General features: G+C 47.8%; 16 protein-coding genes. 10 read left to right on the top strand and 6 right to left on the bottom strand.

The annotated features are described in order from the left end of the window. The first annotated feature begins 86 nt into the window (after positions 1 to 86). The 8 genes from K7B07_RS23455 to K7B07_RS23420 all read left to right on the top strand — a co-directional run bounded on the left by K7B07_RS23455 (position 87) and on the right by K7B07_RS23420 (position 11,248). A complete protein-coding gene (locus K7B07_RS23455) occupies positions 87 to 2,639 on the top strand; it encodes a TonB-dependent receptor (RefSeq protein WP_223712979.1) in 2,553 nt (850 codons plus the stop codon). Positions 2,640 to 2,677: 38 nt separating this feature from the next. After that, positions 2,678 to 4,219 carry a PepSY-associated TM helix domain-containing protein gene (locus tag K7B07_RS23450; protein ID WP_223712978.1) on the top strand — a complete coding sequence of 514 codons (1,542 nt, stop codon included), beginning with the start codon at positions 2,678 to 2,680 and terminating at the stop codon, positions 4,217 to 4,219. 133 nt (positions 4,220 to 4,352) lie between these two features. Further along, positions 4,353 to 5,069: a DUF4198 domain-containing protein gene (locus tag K7B07_RS23445; RefSeq protein WP_223712977.1), complete on the top strand. Its 717-nt coding sequence runs from the start codon at positions 4,353 to 4,355 to the stop codon at positions 5,067 to 5,069. Positions 5,070 to 5,153: 84 nt separating this feature from the next. Then, positions 5,154 to 7,580, top strand: coding sequence for a TonB-dependent receptor (locus K7B07_RS23440; protein WP_223712976.1), 2,427 nt, complete (start codon positions 5,154 to 5,156; stop codon positions 7,578 to 7,580). 189 nt (positions 7,581 to 7,769) lie between these two features. Further along, positions 7,770 to 8,105 carry a DUF3325 family protein gene (locus K7B07_RS23435; RefSeq protein WP_223712975.1) on the top strand — a complete coding sequence of 112 codons (336 nt, stop codon included), beginning with the start codon at positions 7,770 to 7,772 and terminating at the stop codon, positions 8,103 to 8,105. After that, on the top strand, positions 8,105 to 8,395 hold the full coding sequence (locus K7B07_RS23430) for a hypothetical protein (RefSeq protein WP_223712974.1): 291 nt from the start codon (positions 8,105 to 8,107) through the stop codon (positions 8,393 to 8,395). The genes K7B07_RS23435 and K7B07_RS23430 overlap by 1 nt, the downstream gene beginning before the upstream one ends. Before the next feature lie 10 nt (positions 8,396 to 8,405). Further along, positions 8,406 to 9,992 carry a PepSY-associated TM helix domain-containing protein gene (locus K7B07_RS23425; protein WP_223712973.1) on the top strand — a complete coding sequence of 529 codons (1,587 nt, stop codon included), beginning with the start codon at positions 8,406 to 8,408 and terminating at the stop codon, positions 9,990 to 9,992. 191 nt (positions 9,993 to 10,183) lie between these two features. Then, positions 10,184 to 11,248 (top strand): winged helix DNA-binding domain-containing protein, encoded by a 1,065-nt coding sequence (locus K7B07_RS23420; RefSeq protein WP_223712972.1) that lies wholly within the window; start codon positions 10,184 to 10,186, stop codon positions 11,246 to 11,248. A gap of 166 nt (positions 11,249 to 11,414) precedes the next feature. On the opposite strand, the gene K7B07_RS23415 is transcribed toward K7B07_RS23420, so the two are convergent. Then, the gene (locus tag K7B07_RS23415; protein ID WP_223712971.1) at positions 11,415 to 12,647 is read right to left on the bottom strand and encodes an isocitrate dehydrogenase (NADP(+)); all 1,233 of its coding nucleotides are present in this window, start codon (positions 12,645 to 12,647) and stop codon (positions 11,415 to 11,417) included. A 231-nt stretch (positions 12,648 to 12,878) separates the two neighbouring features. On the opposite strand from K7B07_RS23415, the gene K7B07_RS23410 reads away from it, so the two are divergent. Together K7B07_RS23410 and K7B07_RS23405 are read left to right on the top strand one after the other, a co-directional pair. After that, a complete protein-coding gene (locus tag K7B07_RS23410) occupies positions 12,879 to 13,496 on the top strand; it encodes a Crp/Fnr family transcriptional regulator (RefSeq protein ID WP_223712970.1) in 618 nt (205 codons plus the stop codon). A gap of 360 nt (positions 13,497 to 13,856) precedes the next feature. Then, positions 13,857 to 14,249, top strand: a complete 393-nt coding sequence (locus K7B07_RS23405) for a septal ring lytic transglycosylase RlpA family protein (protein ID WP_223712969.1) — start codon at positions 13,857 to 13,859, stop codon at positions 14,247 to 14,249. A gap of 131 nt (positions 14,250 to 14,380) precedes the next feature. Here K7B07_RS23405 and fbaA read toward each other — a convergent pair whose 3' ends face one another. The 5 genes from fbaA to K7B07_RS23380 all read right to left on the bottom strand — a co-directional run bounded on the left by fbaA (position 14,381) and on the right by K7B07_RS23380 (position 20,284). Continuing rightward, entirely contained in the window at positions 14,381 to 15,451 is a 1,071-nt protein-coding gene (fbaA, locus tag K7B07_RS23400; protein ID WP_223712968.1) for a class II fructose-bisphosphate aldolase, read from the bottom strand. A 96-nt stretch (positions 15,452 to 15,547) separates the two neighbouring features. Beyond that, positions 15,548 to 16,675, bottom strand: coding sequence for a hypothetical protein (locus tag K7B07_RS23395; RefSeq protein ID WP_223712967.1), 1,128 nt, complete (start codon positions 16,673 to 16,675; stop codon positions 15,548 to 15,550). Between the two features lie 133 nt (positions 16,676 to 16,808). Beyond that, a complete protein-coding gene (locus tag K7B07_RS23390; RefSeq protein ID WP_223712966.1) occupies positions 16,809 to 17,156 on the bottom strand; it encodes a YtxH domain-containing protein in 348 nt (115 codons plus the stop codon). Positions 17,157 to 17,281: 125 nt separating this feature from the next. Then, a complete protein-coding gene (locus K7B07_RS23385; protein ID WP_223712965.1) occupies positions 17,282 to 19,813 on the bottom strand; it encodes a TonB-dependent receptor domain-containing protein in 2,532 nt (843 codons plus the stop codon). An 81-nt stretch (positions 19,814 to 19,894) separates the two neighbouring features. Continuing rightward, positions 19,895 to 20,284 carry an HYC_CC_PP family protein gene (locus K7B07_RS23380; RefSeq protein WP_223712964.1) on the bottom strand — a complete coding sequence of 130 codons (390 nt, stop codon included), beginning with the start codon at positions 20,282 to 20,284 and terminating at the stop codon, positions 19,895 to 19,897. Positions 20,285 to 20,397: the final 113 nt, after the last annotated feature.

The following is a 20,397-nucleotide window of genomic DNA, read 5'->3' as shown; positions in this document are numbered from 1 at the left end:
TTGCAGGATTAAATTTTCCGTATCTCGGAAATGGATCGTGAGTTGCCGTGGTAATTTCGCATCCTGATTATAAAATTCAGGATCGAATGAAGCAATTGATGATGATGGCGTTGTTTTTTACAGGCAGCGTATTGGGCACCGCAGCACAGCAGGCGGGTATTCATGGCCGGATCAGCACTGCCGACGGGCAGCCGGTAACACAGATCAGTATCGTATTAAAAGACACCAAATGGGGCGCCGTTTCAAACGACAACGGCTATTACCAGATAAAAAATATTAAGCCCGGGGAATACACCGTAGAATTCTCATTTACCGGTGAGATCAGGGAAAGCAAAGCCGTTTCTCTAGGCCCCGGCACCAATTTAACCCTCGATTTTCAAATACAGGAAACCTCAAAGCAGCTAAGTGAAGTGATCGTGGAGACGAACAAGATCATGAACCGGACCAGCGTATATTCCAACAAGCTGCCGCTCGCCAACCTGGAAAATCCGCAGATAGTGACCGCCATCCCGGAAGTGGTCCTGAGAAAACAGATGGCCATGAGCCTCGAGGATGCCATGAAGAATGCTGCGGGTGTTACAAAGCTCTGGGATGCCACCAACCGGCCCGACGGAGGGTCGATTTTTGTGAGCCGCGGTTTTCAAACCACTACCAAGGCCCGGAACGGACTGCCCAATATCGTAAATACCAATGTGGAGATGGCCAACCTCGACCGCATCGAGATCCTGAAAGGTCCTACGGGCACGCTTTTTGGCAGTATTATTAACTCCTATGGAGGACTGATCAACCGGATCACCAAGAAGCCTTATTTCTTTAATGGCGGTTATGCTGGTGTGGAATACGGCTCTTATAATTTCATGCGGGCTTCTGCAGATGCCAATGTAGTATTGAAAAAGGATCAGCTGGCTTTCCGGATGAATGTAGCCGGCCAGAAACAGGACAGCTGGCAGGATGCGGGGTTCCAGCAGAGTTATATCATTGCGCCTTCTTTTATCTACCGGCCCAATGACCGTTTTACGCTGAATGCGGATGCAGAGATCGTAGGCTCCAAAGGCAACAGCAACGGCGGCAATTTTATGTTCATCCTGCCCCCCAGTACAATTAACGGCGCCATAAGCGGAATGCTCGCGCAGAACAATGTTCCGGATGCTACCATAAATGCGATTCTGTCGCAGGCACCTCAAACCCTTAAGGAGGCTTACGGAACCGACCGGATCGATGAACTGAAACTGGATTATAACCGCTCATTCATTTCGAACGATGTTTATTCCAAAACCAATACCAACTCCTTCTTTGCCGACGCGAGTTACAAATTATCCGAACACTGGACATCACAGACGGCAGCTACCTACAGTCTCAGTCATAACAACGGGTATGCAGCTTTCCAGTACCTGCTGCCTAATTACCTGGCCAGCTTCCTTAAATCATTCCCAACCGGCACACCAGACTTTGGTACACCGGGTACGGATAGTATCGCCCGCATGGTGTGGAAACCCGTGGGCATTACCAAGACCTTTGACATACAGCAGAACTTCATTTCGGACTATACCTTTGGCAAGCTGCGTAACCGCGCAGTACTGGGTATCGATTACCTCTCGTACAAATCAGATGTAACCTATTACTATTTCAGTGGCCTGTTGCATGGGACGGTACCGTATCCCTATCTTTTTGATGTGGTGGATGCTAATGGCAGATCCGGGACAAACCTTATTTACAATAAGCCCAATATTGACAATGCGTATCAAACAAGGGGGAACATTGAAGCCCAGCCTTATATCCAGCATTCCGATGTGCTCAGTGCCTATATTAATAACGTCACGAACCTGACCGATTACCTGATCGTTTCAGCTGGCTTGCGGGTGGATAATTTTGATAACCGGCAAAAAGATGCGGTTCCTGAAAAGGTAAAACCATCCCAGGCAAAGCTGTCTCCTAAATTCGGACTGATCTTTATGCCCGTAAAGGACCGGTTATCGCTCTTTGCCAATTACCAGAACGGGTTTACCAACCAGTTCGGCATGAGCTGGGACAGCGTGGCATTTGATCCGGAAGAGGCCAACCAGAAAGAGATCGGGATAAAATATTCACTGTTTAAAAATAAACTGACCGGAAGCATCAGCTACTACGACATCCTCGTAAAAAATGTGGTGCGCCAGGATCCTTCGCATGCCAATTTCAGCATCCAGGATGGCGAGCAGCGCAGCAAGGGGCTTGAAGTGGAAGTACTGGCCAATCCCTACAAGGGCTGGACCTTATTACTGGGCTATGGGTACAACGACAGCAAAATGCAAAAAGCAGATGCTGATGTAAACGGGCTGCGACCTGTATCTGCAGGGCCTTATAATACGGCCAATTTCTGGACCAACTATACCTTTACTACTACGGCGCTGAATGGGCTGGGTGTGGGTTTCAGTCTGAACCATTCCAGTGAATCCTATGCCGTGAACAGCAATATCGACGGAAAGCTGATCCTTCCCGCAGCAACCATCCTCGGTGCACACCTTACCTACGACCGGAAACATTACCGGGTCGGTTTAAAGGTGAACAACGTCAGCAACGAAAAATACTGGATGGGCTGGACCAATTTCATCCCGCAGATGCCCCGACAGTTCATAGGGACGATTGCCTATAAATTCTAACGGCAACCGGAGGCCGGCCATCCGTTGAAAACAACCTTATGGCAGAAAAAAAAAGCAGAAAACTGAAATGGGCCGTCCACCAGAAGCGCTGGTTTGGGAAATGGCACCTCTACCTGGGTATCATTGCAGGAGCGCTGCTTGCTGTTGTAGGACTTACTGGCAGCATCCTTGTCTTTTCGGATGAGATCGATCAGGCATTCAACAAAGAGTTGTTTTTTTCCATGAAGCAACAAAAGCGCTATTCCCTGGAGGAGATCGCTGCGATCGTTCCTCAAAAATACCCCGGCAAAAAAGTGGATTATGTGTACCTGCCTGCCGAGAACCAGCCCAACCTCAGCTATGTCTGCTATAATTTTGAAACGGAAGAACAATTCTTCATCGACCCCTATACTGCGGAGCTTGCCGGAAAACGCCTGCACCACAGTTCCTTTATCGGGTTTGTAACAGAGCTGCATACCAACCTGCTGATGCCCGGACCGGGACAATACATTGTAGGACTGGCCACTCTTTGCCTGCTCATCCTTACCATCAGCGGCCTGCGTTTGTGGATACCGCAGCAATATAAGAAGTGGAAACAATGGAGATCGGTGCTTACCATCAATTTTAAAGCAGGATTTAAACGTCAGAATTACGACTGGCACAATGTCCTGGGTATCTATTCGGCACCGGTAGTGGTAATGCTGTCGCTGACCGGGTTTGCCATTACATTTGGTCCGCTCTTCATAGCCTTTCTTTTTATATTGACCGGCAGGTCGCCCCAATCGGTACAACAGATCTTCGGGCAAAAATCGGAATGGGTAAAAGGCCGGCCGGCACTTTCCCCCGTGGAAGCTGCTGCTGTTGCAAAAAAACAATTTCCCGAGGCCGTGATCCGGGGCATTGCCTATCCGGCAGACAGTACCGGTGCATACCGCTTTGACCTGCGTTCGGATGGGGTGTCAAAAGAAGGCAACCGGATCATGCTGAGTATTGATCAGTATACGGGTAAGCTCCTGCTGAACAGCGAGACAGACTTTCCGAATATCGGTAACAGTTATCTCACCTGGATCGTGCCATTGCACCTGGGCACCTTTGGCGGATGGCCCACCCGGATACTGGCCTGCCTGGGAGGATTGATCCCCTTATTGTTGTTTATTACAGGTTTTATCATCTGGTGGCCAAGGCTAAAAAAACGGCAGGGTAAGAAAAGCGCCGTTCCTCCAAGACCCTCAAAAGACGAAACGGCCCTGCAGGCCATCCGTGCCCTGCCCGCCGGATCTTATTTTTCGTATCATTTTAAAAAAGGATTGAAATACGGACTCCTGATACTGGGGAGCGCCTTTCTGTCCGGCCTGCTGTATGGCGTTATTTCCGGCATTCCCCTTCAACCCGCATTGTTCTCGGTCTTATATACCGGAATAGCACTGATCATCAACTTCCTGCTCGCATTGCTTGTTGTTATTACCGGCTGCCTCGTATTACTGCCATTTAAAAGAACAATAAAGCGCCCGCTCAAATATTTTTCCCTGTCTCTTTCACTGTTGCTGGTGTTTGTGCCCTTCCTGCTTGCCATTGCAGTGCTGTCAAAAGACCTCTTCTGATTTAATACCGATGCTGCCCTTTCCTTGTTCTGCCGGGAACAGGCGGTCTTTAATATTCCGTTTATCGTAAATCGTTTTCCGTTATCAGTAAATGACCGGAAACAGCAGTCCGTAGCTTTGCAAAAAAATTATTATGCTGTTAAGAAAACTACTCACATTGTTATTGATTATGCTGGTGTCTCAGGTTGTTCTGGCCCATGCCATCTGGGTGGAGACCCGGCCCACAGGCAATAAAGATCAGGCACATGAAATAAAAGTATACTTCGGAGAGTATGGAGATAATGACATTACCCCTGCGGAAAAATGGTTTTCCGATTTAAAAGCATTCAGCCTGGAAGTGATCGCGCCGGATGGCACTGCTGAAAAATTATCAGCAACAGCCGCTGAAGATCACTACCGGAGCAGCTTTACGCCCCGTCAGGAAGGAGTATATACGGTGGTGCTGCATCACCCCGTAAAGGATTTTTATCATGGTATGCAGCTCAAATACAACAGCGGTGCTACCGTAAAGATCGGGAATTCGGATACCGGGAACCAGGCGGCCGTAAACAAGAATCAACTCAGTATTTTTACAGATAACGCGTCGGCAGCGGTAAAGAACCAGCCGGTAAAAACACGGGTGCTCTTCGATGGCAAACCTGCGGCCCAAAAGGAAGTACAGGTGTTTGCCCCCAATGGCTGGAGCAAGACCCTGTACACTGATAAAGAAGGAATGATCAGTTTTACACCCTTGTGGGAAGGAAAGTATATGGTGGAGTTTTCGCATACCGATGAGAAAGGCGGAGAAACCGATGGCAGGAAATTTGAAAAAACATTCAACGCCGCAACGGCTTTGTTGTTTGTGAAATAACGAATGGGCGGCCGTTGCTTCTCTTTAAACACCTTCCTGATACAACTGTGTCCCGGCGGTTACGCGGGCCTTGGTTTGTGTACTATGAAAAAGAATTGGATCCTCTTACTGACCCTATTTGTGTTGTTCCCGTTTTTCTCAGGAGCTCAGTCAGCCGGCGGCGTTTTCGAGGTAGCGGGAAAGGTGCTCGACAGCAGCTCCCGTCAGCCGGTTGTGTATGCTACCATTCATCTGCTGGATGAGAACGGTACACCCTGCGTCTCCGGATATACCCGGGAAAACGGAACATTCCGGCTGCAGTATGATGCCGGCAAAGACGGGCCGGAAGCGGTAACACTGCAACTTTCGGGTGCGGAGTACGAAGATCGCAAGATGATCCTGCAGCTGAAGGTAAAGAATCTCGGGGTACCGGAACTTCTCTTACTGATGCCGGCTTCCAAAAGCATGGATGCGGTTGTGGTAACAGCTACAAAAAAGATCATTGAAGTGCAGCCGGGTAAGATCATTTACAATGCGGAGAATGATGTGACCAATAAAGGCGGATCGGCTGCAGATATCCTGCGGAAAGCGCCGGTATTGAATGTGGACGGCCAGGGCAATGTATCCATGCGCGGCAATACCAACCTGAAGATCCTGGTGGATGGCAAGTACTCGGGTCAGATCGCACGGAGCCCGGCCGATGCGCTCAATATGATGCCTGCGGATATTGTAAAAGCGGTGGAAGTGATCACCACACCTTCCGCAAAATATGATGCGGAAGGGGCGGCAGGTATTATTAACATTATCACCAAGAAGAACAGCCTGCGCTTCAGCGGGGCACTTGAAATGGCCGCCGGTAACCTCGAGCAGGTCTTTAATCCGCGCATTGCCGTGGCTGCTAATAAATGGAGCTTTTCCCTGCACGGACATTTGCATCAGCTCCGTACCCGGGAAACCGCTGTTACCGAACGAGAACAGATAACAGGTGAACGGTTGTACCAGTCGCAGCACAAAGACAACCGAGCTCCGCACGGGTCGGGTGATATTGCGGTTATCTATACACCGGATGAGCGGTCGGAGTGGAGCCTGGGCATCAATTACTGGTTCGGAAAATGGCCGGATAACAGCACTGTCACCACCCGTCTTTACGCACCTGATGACCGCGTAAGTGAGGCTTACATACAGGCCATAAGCCGCAGCGAGCACTACCTGGGGGCAGACATGAACCTGGGATATAACCGCAGGTTCCGGAAGTACAACAGGGAGCTGACGCTGCTGGCACAGTTTACCCCGGCGCGCTCACGTTCCCCTTATGATTCCCGTGTCCTCTTTGAAGGACCCGACTCGTCGTACCGGGAACAGAACACCAATGGGGTCCGCAATAAGGAATGGACCCTGCAGGCCGATTACAATCACCCCTTTAACAGCACCGGCGATTACATCCTGGAAACCGGTATCAAAGCCATTCTCCGTAATGTGATCAACCGGTATGAGGTCTTTACAGAGACCAATGGCGCTCCGCCCGTTGCAGATCCGGAACGTTCCGACATCTTTAGCTATAAACAAAACATATGGGCGGGGTATACCATGCTTAAAGCAAAATGGGAACAGGGCTGGTATGCAGAGGCCGGCCTCCGGTATGAACGAACGGATATCAGCGGTCAGTTCCGCGATCAGGCAACGGATATCAGGAACCAGTTCGACAATCTTATACCGAGCTTTAATTTTTCCAGAAAACTGAACGAACGGCACTTATTCGGACTCAGCTATACACAGCGGCTCACAAGGCCTTATATCTGGGATCTTAATCCCAATGCCAACGCCAGTGATCCGAAGAATATTGAGACGGGCAATCCGGCACTCCAACCGGAGATCATGCACCAGGCCGAGCTGACCTATGGATTCCAGGCTGCATCCGGGTATTTCTTTAATACAGCGCTGTTCTGGAAGCGGACCAATAATGCGATCATCGATTTTACGGAGATTACCGGTCAGGGGGTGTTCGTTACGCGTAAAGAGAATATGGCCTCCAATATCATGTACGGGATCAACCTGTCCGGCTCTGTCCGCCCCAATAATAAATGGAGTGTCAACGGCAACATCAACCTCAATTACCTGGACTATGCCCATGAAGCCTGGCAGGTGTTCAACCGGGGATGGGCGGCAGATATGAATATGAATACGACATTTAAACTGCCCACTAATTATTCCCTGCAGTTGTTTGGCGAATACAGCACCCGGAAAGTTACCCTTCAGGGTTATGAAACGCCATCGTATTATTATGTGTTTGCCGTTAAGAAGGAATTCCCCCGTCCCAAGATCTCTGTCACCGGCTCGGCATTCAATCCGTTCACCAGCTATATTCCCCGTAAAAAATACATCGCCGCCCCGGGCTTTACCACTCTGGTGAGCAACCGCAATTACCTGCAGGGATTCCGGGTAGCCGTCAACTGGGAATTCGGACGTAATGCTTCCGAAAAAAGCATCCGGAAAGTTTCCAACGATGATATCATTAATCCGACAAAAAAATGAGACCGCGGCCGTCCTGCACTGATTTTCCGCTTTGCGTAAACCGGATTTCCGTTTTGCGTAAACAGATTGGCAGGCTATGGGCGTAGTTTTGCGCAGCAAATGACAGGGGAGTGGTATGCGCTTCGCGATCCACGAACAAAAACAGAAGCAGGGACCACCGGTCAGACCGGTCAAAAAATCGCGGCTGAAATGTATACTTTAATTATTATATGTTGTTTTGCGGGATTCTATCAGCAGTATGATACTTCCCGGAAGGCAAAGCTTACTTCAGGTGGATCTTATGAAAAATGGATCCGGCTGCATCCGCTTCAGGCAAGATGGAGTGGGGCAGCGTTGCTGCTGGCCGGCCTGATCCTCCTTATTATCAAAGACGGGGCAGGTGTGGGAGTGTTTACATTTGTATTGCTGTTGATGGCGGCGGCCTGTTATACCGTTGCGTTGGTTCCGCTGAATGCATTAAAGCCAAAGCACATAGTGCTCCTCATCATCCTTAGCTTTTTACTGGAACTTTTTTTATTTAGATAATGCCTGCGAATAAGAAATACATGAGCACGCCGGGACAGCGTGTATTGAAAATTTCAGCCGCCTTTGCCGGTGGTTACCTGGTTACGTTTACCTTTCATTTATGCCTGCTGTATTTCCTAAACAAAAAGGGCGTGCTGGTAACCGCCTTTTTCTCCACTTATCTGCTTTGGAGTGGCCTGATGATATGGGCCTTCCTTTCAAAAAACGGATGGAAGATCTGGGGCTGGTTCATCCTGCTGAGTATTGTCTTTGTACTGCCTTACCTGTATGAATTTATTGTAAAGGACTAAAAAGTGATTTGTGAATAACCGGAATTATAATATCTATTTTCATACGCATACCATCAGCGGCATTATCATCAGTGCTGTTTTATACGTTATTTTCTTTGCCGGGTCTTTTGCTTTTTTTAAAAATGAGATCTCTGCATGGCAAAAGAATATACCCAATGATGCGGCGGCAAAAAGGGCTGTCGATTTCAACCGGATCTGCGATTCGCTGGACCGGGAATATGGCCTCTACGGACGTAATGTATCTTTTTATAACTATCCCCACAGTCCGCGCCTGGGGGTATCCGTTTCCGGATCGCAGGATACCGCCAACAAAAAGGCCGGTGGTTTTTTTTACCTGAATATAAAGACCCATGCAAAGGAAGAATATAAACAATCGTATGACTTGGGTGAATTCCTGTACCGCCTTCATTTCCTGGCGCAGGTGAACGGGATCGCAAAATTCGGATTCCCGCTCGGGTATTATATTGCAGGTGCCGTAGCATTTATCTTCCTGTTTGCCCTTATTACCGGATTGTTGCTGCACTGGAGAAAGATCATCTCCAATTTTTATGTATTCCGTCCCTGGGAAAAATTAAAAACCGTATGGACGGACCTGCATACAGCGCTGGGCGTGATCAGCTTCCCCTTCCTGTTTGTCTTTGCCCTGACCGGTGCTTTTTTCCTGATCAGCTATCCTTTGTTCACAAAGCCCACCACTACCTATAGTTTCGGAGGTAAGGAAGATTCGCTTTCTGCCGTAATGGGCTATGGCAATCATCAGTTGCCCCTGATAAAACAATCACTCAAAGAACGCCCCGATGTGAACTATTTTATACAGGAAACCTACAGGAAATGGGAGGGAGCTGACCTGCGGAGTGTTGAACTGGTCAACTACGGTGATCAAAGTATGCAGGTGCATGTAAATGCCGGTCTGAAGCGCGGTAAACAGTTTGTCAGCAACGGGGAGGTGGTCTATGGAGTGGTGCCGCGCACGGTAGTTTCCCAGAAAGATCCCGCTGCAAGCCCCTCCTATACCGATACCGTGCAGGATCTGGTATACTCCCTCCATTTTGGCAACTATGGCGGATATGCCACCAGGATCCTTTACTTCCTGCTGGGCATCTGTGGCTGTATGGTCATCATTTCGGGAGTGCTGATCTGGCTGGTGGCAAGGGATAAAAGGAATATACCCGAGCAGAAACGGAAATTTAATGAATGGATGGTGAATGTTTACCTGGGCATCTGTCTCAGCATGTTCCCGGTGACGGCCGCCGCTTTTATCGCAGTAAAAATTCATCCTGACGGAGGTACTGCTTTTATTTATCCGTTCTATTTCTGGACCTGGCTGGCAGTAGCGATACTAATGATCCTGAGGAAAAATATTTATAAGACCAACAGGGATTGCATGTTACTGGGAGCTGTGATAGGTCTTTTTATTCCAGTGGTCAATGGGGTGGTGACCGGCAGCTGGCTGTGGGATAACTACCGGTTAGGGCACCACGACATCCTTTTAATTGATGTCTTCTGGCTTCTGGTTTCCGCCGGGGCCTTTATCTGCTGGCAAATGATCATCCGTAAGCAACGGAAAACGGAGCTGGCTAACGATACCATAAAATAGGAACGGGTTGTCCCGTTTTTCAAGGAACTGCTATAGCGGCAACAGACCGGCAATATCAGTATGTGAATGAACAGGCCGTCCTGAAAAGGGCGGCCTTTGTTTGCAGGATACCCATTGCTTTCCGGATCATTTTTTATTATAAATCACCGGATCTGTTCTATTTTTGAGAACGGCACTTCAACGCCGGTACAATGACCGTAAAAGAACTACTACAATACAGGATACGCAATCAGCAGCTCAATCGTCTGAAGCCGCACAGTCCGGAAACACTGGTTGACTATATGGGCGCCGTGCAGGCCCAGGACTATGCGATGGCTAAATGGGCGATTGCCCTGCGGTTGCAGGACCCCGGCGAACAGCAGATTGAAGAGGCCATTAACGAAGGCCGCATCATCCGCCTGCACGTGGTACGGCCGACCTGGCATTTTGTGACCAGCGACAATGTACGCTGGATGATGGAATTGTCCGCACCCTCCATTCAAAAAGCAGCCCGGTATATCGATCAGCAGACAGGACTTACCGTTCCCTTGTATACAAAGGCCCGCAAGGTACTGGAGCAGGTACTTGAAACGGAGGATCTGACAAAAGAAGAGATCATGGACAAACTGGCGCAGCGCAAAATAAAGATCGATAACCTGCTTGCCACACAATTGCTGATACGGGCGGAGACCGAAATGCTGATCTGCAGCGGCAAACGGAAAGGCCGCCGTTTTACATACACACTTTTTGATAAAAGGGTGGCGCCCGCTCCGGCCATCGGCAGGGAAGAGGCGCTGGCACGGCTTGCCGCGCTTTATTTTAAAACCCGGGGGCCTGCTACACTAAAGGACTTTGCGTGGTGGAGCGGATTGACCGCTACGGATGCAACGAAGGGATGGAAGGCGATTGAAAAAGAACTGACCCCGGCAGTTGTGAATGGCGGCACTTACTGGATGTTTGAACAGGATCTACCCGCTGCCAAAGCCGTCCCTCATTCTTTTTTATTGCCTTCCTATGATGAGCTGACAGTAGGCTATTCCGAAAGCCGCGGACTGCTTTTTAACGGCGATGGCAACCTGGTAGGCAATGGTATTTTCCGGGCGGTGATGATGGAACAACAAAAGCTGACGGGGATCTGGACGCGGACGGAGAAGAAGAACGGGATCGAACTGGGATTTAATTTCCTGCCGGAGCACTCCGGAACACCTTCCCGTAATTTAATAAGCTCCGTGAAGCATTATGAACAACACACCGGTAAGCCGGTAAACTTCCTTTAGATGTACCGCTATTGTACAGCAGATGCGCAGATAAATCATTTGCGATAGCGAAGAGCGCAGGATGTACAACAAGCAGCAAAACAATCCGCGAAAAAAGCCCTCTTGAAATATATAAAAAAAGCGCACCATAAAAAGTGCGCTTTTTTGCAGATCATTATAAACCGGATCAGTTCAGTTTTTTCTTCAGATTCTCATCGATGGCCTCTAAGAACTCTTCGGTGTACAGATAATGCTCACCGTGGTTTACTTTGGAACCGTGGATACAAACCGCCAGGTCCTTGGTCATCTTGCCTTGTTCTACGGTTTCGATACAAACCGTTTCCAGGTTGTTTGCAAAATCGATCAGCTCCTGGTTGCCATCCAGCTTGCCCCGGAACGCCAGTCCTCTTGTCCAGGCAAAAATGCTGGCAATCGGGTTGGTGCTGGTGGGTTTGCCCTGCTGGTGATCGCGGTAATGACGGGTTACCGTACCGTGTGCGGCTTCCGCCTCCAGCGTTTTGCCATCGGGGGTTACCAGTACGGAGGTCATCAGCCCCAGGGACCCAAAGCCCTGTGCTACGGTGTCACTTTGTACGTCGCCATCGTAGTTCTTACAGGCCCATACAAAATTGCCATTCCATTTTAAAGCGCTGGCCACCATGTCATCGATCAGGCGGTGTTCGTAAGTAATACCTGCTTTTTCGAATTCGGCTTTGAATTCATTTTCGTAGATCTCCTGGAAAATGTCTTTAAAACGGCCATCGTATTTTTTCAGGATGGTATTTTTGGTAGAAAGGTATAATGGCCATTTTTTGCTCAGTGCCATATTGAAACAGCTTCTTGCAAAACCCTTAATGCTTTCATCCGTATTGTACATGCTCATGGCCACACCATCCCCCTTGAAATTATATACTTCAAATGTTTGAGCTTCGCCGCCATCTTCCGGAGTAAAGGTCATGGTCAGCTTGCCTTTCCCTTTGATCACGGTATCGGTGGCGCGGTATTGATCACCGAAAGCATGACGTCCCACAATGATAGGAGCGGTCCAGTTGGTAACCAGGCGGGGGATATTGCTGATCACAATAGGCTCGCGAAATACGGTACCATCCAGGATATTACGGATGGTGCCATTCGGGCTCTTCCACATTTGTTTCAGGTTAAATTCTTTTACCCGTGCTTCATCCGGTGTGATGGTGGCGCATTTGATGCCGACGCCGTGTTCTTTAATCGCATTGGCTGCATCAATAGTAACCTGGTCATCTGTAGCATCACGGTGTTCTACTCCGAGATCGTAATATTTAATATCTACCTCTACATAAGGGAGAATCAGTTTGTCTTTAATAAATTTCCAAATAATCCTTGTCATCTCATCTCCATCCAGTTCTACAACCGGGTTGGCTACTTTAATTTTCTGGGCCATGATCTTATTTTGATTTAATAATAAAAAGTGATAGTCGCAAATCTAGTGATTTCATAGAATATTTCTTGCCGGAATTCATACGAAACGGATTTTTATTTCAGAGCTGTATATTCCCGTATCCTGCCGGGGCTGCAGCGGCTCCGGCCAATGAAACGGATCGATTGCAGCCATGCCGTCCGTAGACCACTACAATTTAACAGGGCATCCTTTTTTTTTCTCTTACATTTGCGTATGAACGCAACCCTAACCGATATTGATGACTTTATCCTCTTCCTGCGCCAGTTTGTGGTGCTTTCACCGGAGGAAGTGAAAAACATACTGCTTCCGGCCATCGAGCTCCGGGAGTTTAATAAGCGGGATGTGGTTACCCGTGCCGGTGAGATCGAGGAATACATGAACTTTATTAAAAGCGGTACATTAAGAAAATATTATGTACAGGACAAGGATGAGATCATTGTACAGATCTCAATCGAAGGCCACCTGATCTCCAGCCAGGAATCATTTTATACGCGCACACCTTCGGAGTACTTTATTGACGCCGTAGAGCCCACCGCCGTATTAAGTCTGCGGTATGATGCATTGGAGCGGATATTTGCAGCCAGCCATACACTGGAGCGCCTGGGTCGTCTGGTAACCGAGCATACCATGGTATTAAAGGATAAATGGCAGTTCAGCCTGATCCGGCAAACACCCCGTGAGCGTTTTTTGAATTTCGTGGAAAAGTATCCCGAGATCTTGCAACGGGTACCGCAAAAATACCTGGCTTCCTATCTTAATATAAAGCCGGAAACATTCAGCCGTTTTAAACACCTCACCCGGCAAAAACACCACAGCAGCGACGAAAAGTAAAGATTTAACATTTGAATTTTTTATAGCCATTTCAACTGTATTTAAGAATAAGACCATCATGTTTAATCAGCTTGCTATAAGCAGGTTATATATTTTTACCGGGTGAACCCGCTTTTCACTTTCTCACTTTTTTATATATATTTATTAACAACTGTTAGCATCTTTGCTTGGAATTCCGGCAGGAATGGTGTAACTTCGCATCTTTCTTGCGTATCTGGTTTGGCAACCAGTTCGTGTAATTCAGTAAAACAGATCACGAGGTCTGTTTCAAAAAAGTTCACAGTGCGCCTTGAGCTGCTGTGTTCAAACTTCCCCGGAAACAAATTCTCTGGAAGTTATTGTTTAACTTAAACCTGTTACATGAAAAGAATTATAATCTTTGTAACCCTTATGGCTATTTCTATGGCCGGCTTCTCTCAAAGTGGGGAAGGAACCAATGCAAAAGCAACCTTTTACAGTAAAAGCTTCAATGGACGTAAAACCGCAACGGGTGAAACTTACTGGGATCATCTTATGACGGCCGCTTCCAATATTTATAAACTGGGTACCCGTTTGCTGGTAGTAAACAAATCCACCGGTAAAAAAGTGGAAGTAGTGGTGAACGACCGGATGGCGCCACATATGAAAGGCCGGGTAGACCTCAGCCGCTCCGCTTTCAAGAAGATCGCTTCTACAGAAAGAGGGATTGTTCCGGTAAAAGTATACGTACTGGATGGCAAGAGCCCGGAAGAAGCGGATGATAAAAGTTTGTAAGCAGGTAAATGCTATAATCTATTTTAAGGCTGCTCCCCGAAAAGGAGCAGTTTTTTTTATGCCCGTTTGCGCACGGAAATAAGAAAAGCCCCGCATAGCAGGGCTTTTCCAACACTCAATAGATATTGATCCTATGCGTTTTTACCGATACAGTTTAAATCGGCAAAGGCTTCTTCCAGACGTTTTACAAACGTCTCTTCGCCTTTGCGCAACCACACACGTGGGTCATAGTATTTTTTGTTGGGCTTATCTTCTCCTTCAGGATTACCCAGCTGACCCTGCAGATATGCTTCGTTCTTTTTGTAATAATCGAACACACCTTCTGCAAATGCCCATTGCATATCTGTATCCAGGTTCATCTTGATAGCTCCGTAACCGATCGCTTCAGTGATCTTGGCTTTCTCAGAACCGCTGCCACCGTGGAATACAAAGTAAACCGGTTTGTCGGAAGCGGTGCCAAATTTCTGCTGAATGAATTTCTGACTGTTGTCCAGGATGGTTGGTGTCAGCACCACGTTACCGGGTTTGTAAACACCATGCACATTACCAAACGCAGCGGCTACAGTAAAGAGATTACCAACTTTGCTTAGTGCTTCATAAGCCTGCGCCACATCTTCCGGTTGTGTATACAGTTTTGAGTTATCAACATCTGTATTGTCCACACCATCTTCTTCGCCACCGGTAACACCCAGTTCGATTTCAATGCTCATGCCCAGGGGCGCCATGCGTTTGAAATATTCAACAGAGGTCTCAATGTTCTCATTGATCGGCTCTTCGCTCAGATCCAGCATGTGAGAGCTGTAAAGCGGCTGGCCTTTTTCTTTATGATATTGTTCGCCGGCATCGATCAGCGCGCTGATCCAGGGTAACCATTTTTTTGCAGCATGGTCGGTATGCAGCACCACAGGAACGCCATAATATTTGGCTACATTGTGCACATGCAGGGCACCACTGATGGCACCGGAAATATTCGCCTGTAACTTGTCGTTCGGCATGCCTTTACCCGCAAAGAACTGCGCCCCGCCGTTGCTGAACTGGATCATAACAGGGGAGTTTACTTTTGCTGCGGTTTCTAAAACAGCATTTACACTGTCGGTTCCCACTACGTTTACCGCAGGTAATGCAAACTGATTGTCTTTTGCGTCATTGTAGAGGTCTTCCAGCTCTTTGCCAAATAAAACCCCGGCTCTGTATTTACTCATTCATTAAAATTTTAAAAACAACTGTATTTTTTGTTTTGCGAGGCGCTAAGTTAACTATTCCTGAGAAATTTTTTGCTATTCCTGTCAATATATTGACTATTTTCCAATATTTCTGGTAACAGGCTGGAATACCGGCTTTTTAAGCGCTTTTGTCTTTTCCTGGATCAGTTTCAGGTTCTCCCGGAGCATGTATTTAAGATGCAGCTTCAGAATCTGACCCATTGAATTGCAACGATTAAAGGCGCCTGTATTAAAGTGTTGGTTCAGTTGCTCGGCCAGCTGTTTCTGCTTGGCAATAGGGGAAATGGTATCACGCGACATAATATTCAACAGCTCCATAAGCCGGAAACGGCCGGCCGCCACCCGGAAAGCCATTGCTGAGCGCTCTTCGGCTTTGTACTGCTCGATGGATTCCTTGTTCAGGTGACTGAGCACCGTTTGTACGAACCGGTTGTTTTCCTTAAAGAATTGCGGCATATATAAACTTTTCCTTCCTTCATAGCTCTGCTGGTCGAAATCAATGGCCCGGATACGGTACTGATAACCTTCAATATCCGGAGTGCTAACGATCACAAAATTATAGCTCCGCATATCACCCAGCAGCCGTACAAAACAACGCTCATTGAACTTGACAAACTCCTTTGCAAAACGTGTTTTATTGGTCTCCGGGAGGTCTAAATAATGATTGAGAAATACGTCTCCGGGCAAACCGGGGATATGTTCTTCCACCAGGGTACCGCCATCCGTGTAAAAAGTGATCCGGTTGGGGGAGAGGATGTGCTCCATTTCCAGTCCGTAGATGCGTGAAGCATCCGTGATCTTCATATAATAATGATCAAAATTGGCATTGAATTTATTGATGATGCGGACCCGGAAGGGAAGGGAATTGCCAAAATTGCAATAATCGATACGGGCCACATCCAGCTGGTCCGCAAAGGTCATGTCACCCTCGGTTTTTAAAATGGCATAGATCTTTACCAGTCCTTCCTTTAGAAAATCCCAGTCGCGCTTATCATAGATGGCTTTTTCCCAATGGGTATAATTTCCGTCCTGGTCTTTAATGGGAATGGACCAGGTAAAATTGAGCAGGTCCCGGTGCGACACCGGCAACTTCACTTCCCGTCCCTGGTGTTTTAAATAAGCCGACAGCTCTGTATTAACAGGGTACAGCAATTTTTTACGGGAGGGTTTATCATTTAACTCATCAATAAGTGAAGTATCCATAAGGCAATTTAAGAAAATGCAGTTACTTCCAGTGGGGATAAGGTTTTTTTTCGCGTTGAAACATGCTTTCCGGTACAGTCAGGCACAAAAAGAGCCGCCCGTTGGGGCGGCTCCGGAACAAGTGGGTATATAGCTATTCTTTATTTTTCAGATCGTCCAGTTTTTGCTCCGCCTTGCCTGCAAGATTTTCAGCGCCTTCTTTTGCGTCATCCAGTTTTTCTTTAATAAAGGTCTCGGCATCCGCAACTTTTTCCTGTGCTTTCTCCACATTGGCATTTTGTCCGGGCTCTTCGTCCTTGTTGCGCACATCATCGATCTTTTCTTTGATCGAATCCTTCAGATCCTCGGCTTTGTCTTTGGTAGCATCCCAGGCATCTTCCAGTTTGTCCTTTGTTTTATCCCATGCTTCCCCTGCTTTTTCTTTCAGGTCGGATAATGTTTCTTTGGCTTTGTCCAGGAACGACTCTTTGTTTTCTTCCATAGTAGTTGTTTTAAAGGTGATTAAATAATGGGTGGTTACCTGTACAGATAGAACCAATCCCGTGCCAATTACGGGTCGCCTGCACCAGATCGGGTATTTCTGATCTATTTTAACGAAAAAGAAACTTATGGAATGCGGAAACGGAACCCGGCATAAACCATTCTGCCGGTTACCGGCCCCCAGATCAGGGAACCGTCAAAGTACGGACTGAACGGAGCCTGCGCATCAATGATCCGGTATTCCTGCACATAATTGGTAAGGTTTTCCCCTCCGATATAAACCTCCCATTGCTTGCTGAACTGTTTGCTGACCTGCGCGGCCATCTGGAAGAAGGATGGCGAATAAGCGTCCATTTGCTTATCCGCCGGGTTGGAAGCCGTATTGGGGATACGTTTCCGGCTCAGCCACTGCGTGGTATAATCAAATTTCCATTTGTTGCGGGTTTCATAAGCCAGGTTGATGAAGGCCCGGTGTTTTGCGGTAAAGGGCTTATCCAGCAATCCCTGGTTGTACTGGGTCTGCACTTCCAGCCAGCGGTAAGCCATACGGAGGTCCAGTTTCCGCAACAGTTCATAGTTCAGCTCCGCCTGGATGCTGCTGGAAACCGACCTGCCTTTTAAATTATAAAACCGGATGGCCTGCGGATCGGCGTCCATATCGGCCACTGTCTGATTCCGGAAGCGGGTCTGGTAAGCATCCAGTGCGATCGATCCGTTACGGTTGTTAAGTTTGAAATGGTGGATAAAATTCAGTCCGTAATTCCAGGCTTTTTCCGGATCCAGTCCGTAACCATAGGTAGTAGTGGGATTCAGGATCTCGTACTTCCGCGCGCTTACAAAAACCCCCACGTTCTCGGCAAAAAGATTGCTGACACGGAAACCCGATCCGCCGGACAGCCTCAGGTTGGTTTTCGGATTGAAATCATATTTCAAATGCAGACGTGGCGTGGTAATGAACCCGTACTGGTTGTGATGATCCATCCGCAGCCCGGCAATAGCGGTAAATTTATCTGAGGCGGTATAGGTATACTCAAAGAATGCACCGGGAACAATCTCGTTGCGTTTGAAAATACGCTGGTTGAACGTTTCGTTATAGTTTTCATTGGAGAAGCTGAACCCGGTCCTGAATTTGTGATCCGTGGTACCGATAATGGACTGATAGATCAGGTTACCATACAGGTTTTTTTGTTTGCCGCTGTATTGTGTAAGGCCATAATACGCATCATTACTGTATTGCGTGGCCGACAGGATCAGCCCCAGGCTTTTATACTTGTGCCGCGGGAACACATAGCCTACCTTACCGGTAAATCCGTACTGTTCCGCATCAATACCAACGCCGTAATGGTTGGTGGTAAGCCGGTCCTGGTTCCGGTCGAAATCCACCTGGCCTGCATAACGCTTATCCTGCAGGGCCTTCAGTGCCAGCTGCACGATCCAGCCATTATTATCCATGTACTTCCAGCGGTTGATCACATTCCATTGCGATCCGGTGGGCAGGTCTTTAAATCCATCCATATTGTGATCGATCTTTTTATCGCTGTAATTACCATGCGTCAGCAAGGCCATGCTCCATTTATCATTGAGCTTGTGTGCGGTGTTGATATTCGCCTCCAGGCGCCCCATCGTATTGACGTAGGCATTCACCAGCAACTGTTCCGAATTATCCGGTTTCTTTTCTTCCACATTGATCTGCCCGGCGATACTTTCATAACCGTTCACTACCGATCCCGTACCCTTCGTAAGCTGGATGCCCTCGATCCAGGGCCCCGGGATATAAGTTAACCCGTACTGTGCCGTCAGCCCTTTTGTCTCCGGTGCATTCTCCGTAAGCAGCTGCGTGTAATTGCCGGAAAGGCCCAGCAGCTGGATCTGTTTTACCCCGGTAACCGCATCGCTGTAGCTGACATCCACAGAGGGGCTGGTCTCAAAACTTTCGGAAAGATTACAACAAGCGGCCTTTGTCAGCTCCTTTGCGCCCATGTTCAGCGTATTGAGGATGCTCATTGTGGAAACAAAAGTGGAGGGGTTTCTTGAACTTACAATTACTTCTTTCAGGTCCCCGGTAGAAGAATTTTTCAGAATGATCGTGAGCATCTCCGGGGTTTTCACACTGATCGTATCCGATTGAAAGCCCACATAACTGATGGCAATATGTGTGGGAAGGTCGGTTTCCAGCCGGAATACCCCGGTGCTGTCTGTTACGAAGTGCTGGCTGGAATGCAGGCTTTTTACGGTGGCATTTGAAATGGGATTGATCTTTCCTTTAGCAGTCTCTTCCAGCACCACTCCGGTGATCATGTGTTTTTCCTTTGCAGCTGCCGGACCGGTATCCCGTTGATAATGACAGCAGGCGGGCAGCGCCTGGTAAATTGCGTCCGCAGCCTTAAAACGCTCGTTGTCATGACCGGCATCTGCCACGGCTTTCAGGATCTTTTCTTCGCTGGTCTTTGCGGGGTCATAGCTTACTGAAAGCAGCTGGGAAACAGCATCCCATTTTGCGGTTCGGGCCTTATGATCCAGTACGGCAGTTTCAATTCGTTCCTTACACATTTCACAGGCACCCAGTACTTTAAAAGTGGCTGTCTTTATATTTTTCTGAGCAAAGCTGATCCTGGTGATCAGCAGGGTTAAAATAAGAATAAGATATTTGTGGTTCATGAAATTTGTTTTTAGAAAAAAGCAGTATACAACAACACAGGACCGGAATACACCAGCCTGTCAACAGAAAAGTTGTTTTCTCTAAATTCTAAAAACACTGAAAAGAATGGAACGCGCTTCAGGTTGGGATTCCGGAGGATCTGCGACCGGGCCGGTCAGAAATGTAATGAAGGGGCGCTCCGGTACATTGCCGAAGAGGGAAGGAGGGGTAATAGAGATACCGGCGGGCTGCGCCAGCACAAGAACAGGCGATCCGTTCGTTTTTTGATCCACGGATACTTTTGCTCCTACTGTTTTATTTTCACAGCAGTTTTTACCTTTTTTTACCGGGCAGTCCTTTGTTTCAGAAGACTGTGGCTTCAGGGAAACCTCTTTTAACTTGCCGCAACAGTAAAAGAAATTCAGACTGACCCCAAAAGAAGCCAGGCTGTAAAAAACAAAAACAAGTAATATGGTCAGTTTCCGCAACACCCGTGGTTGTTTGTGATAACACCTTAAAACAAGGCAATTTATAAAAAGTTCAAAGATAGGCGCATTTTTTATAATGGCAGCGACTGCCCGCAGCTTAGCGGGAAAAATCTGTA

This window comes from Niabella beijingensis (assembly GCF_020034665.1).
Taxonomy (GTDB): domain Bacteria; phylum Bacteroidota; class Bacteroidia; order Chitinophagales; family Chitinophagaceae; genus Niabella; species Niabella beijingensis.
The sequence above is the reverse complement of the archived record's forward strand: the minus strand, read 5'-3'. Positions and strand labels throughout refer to the sequence as shown.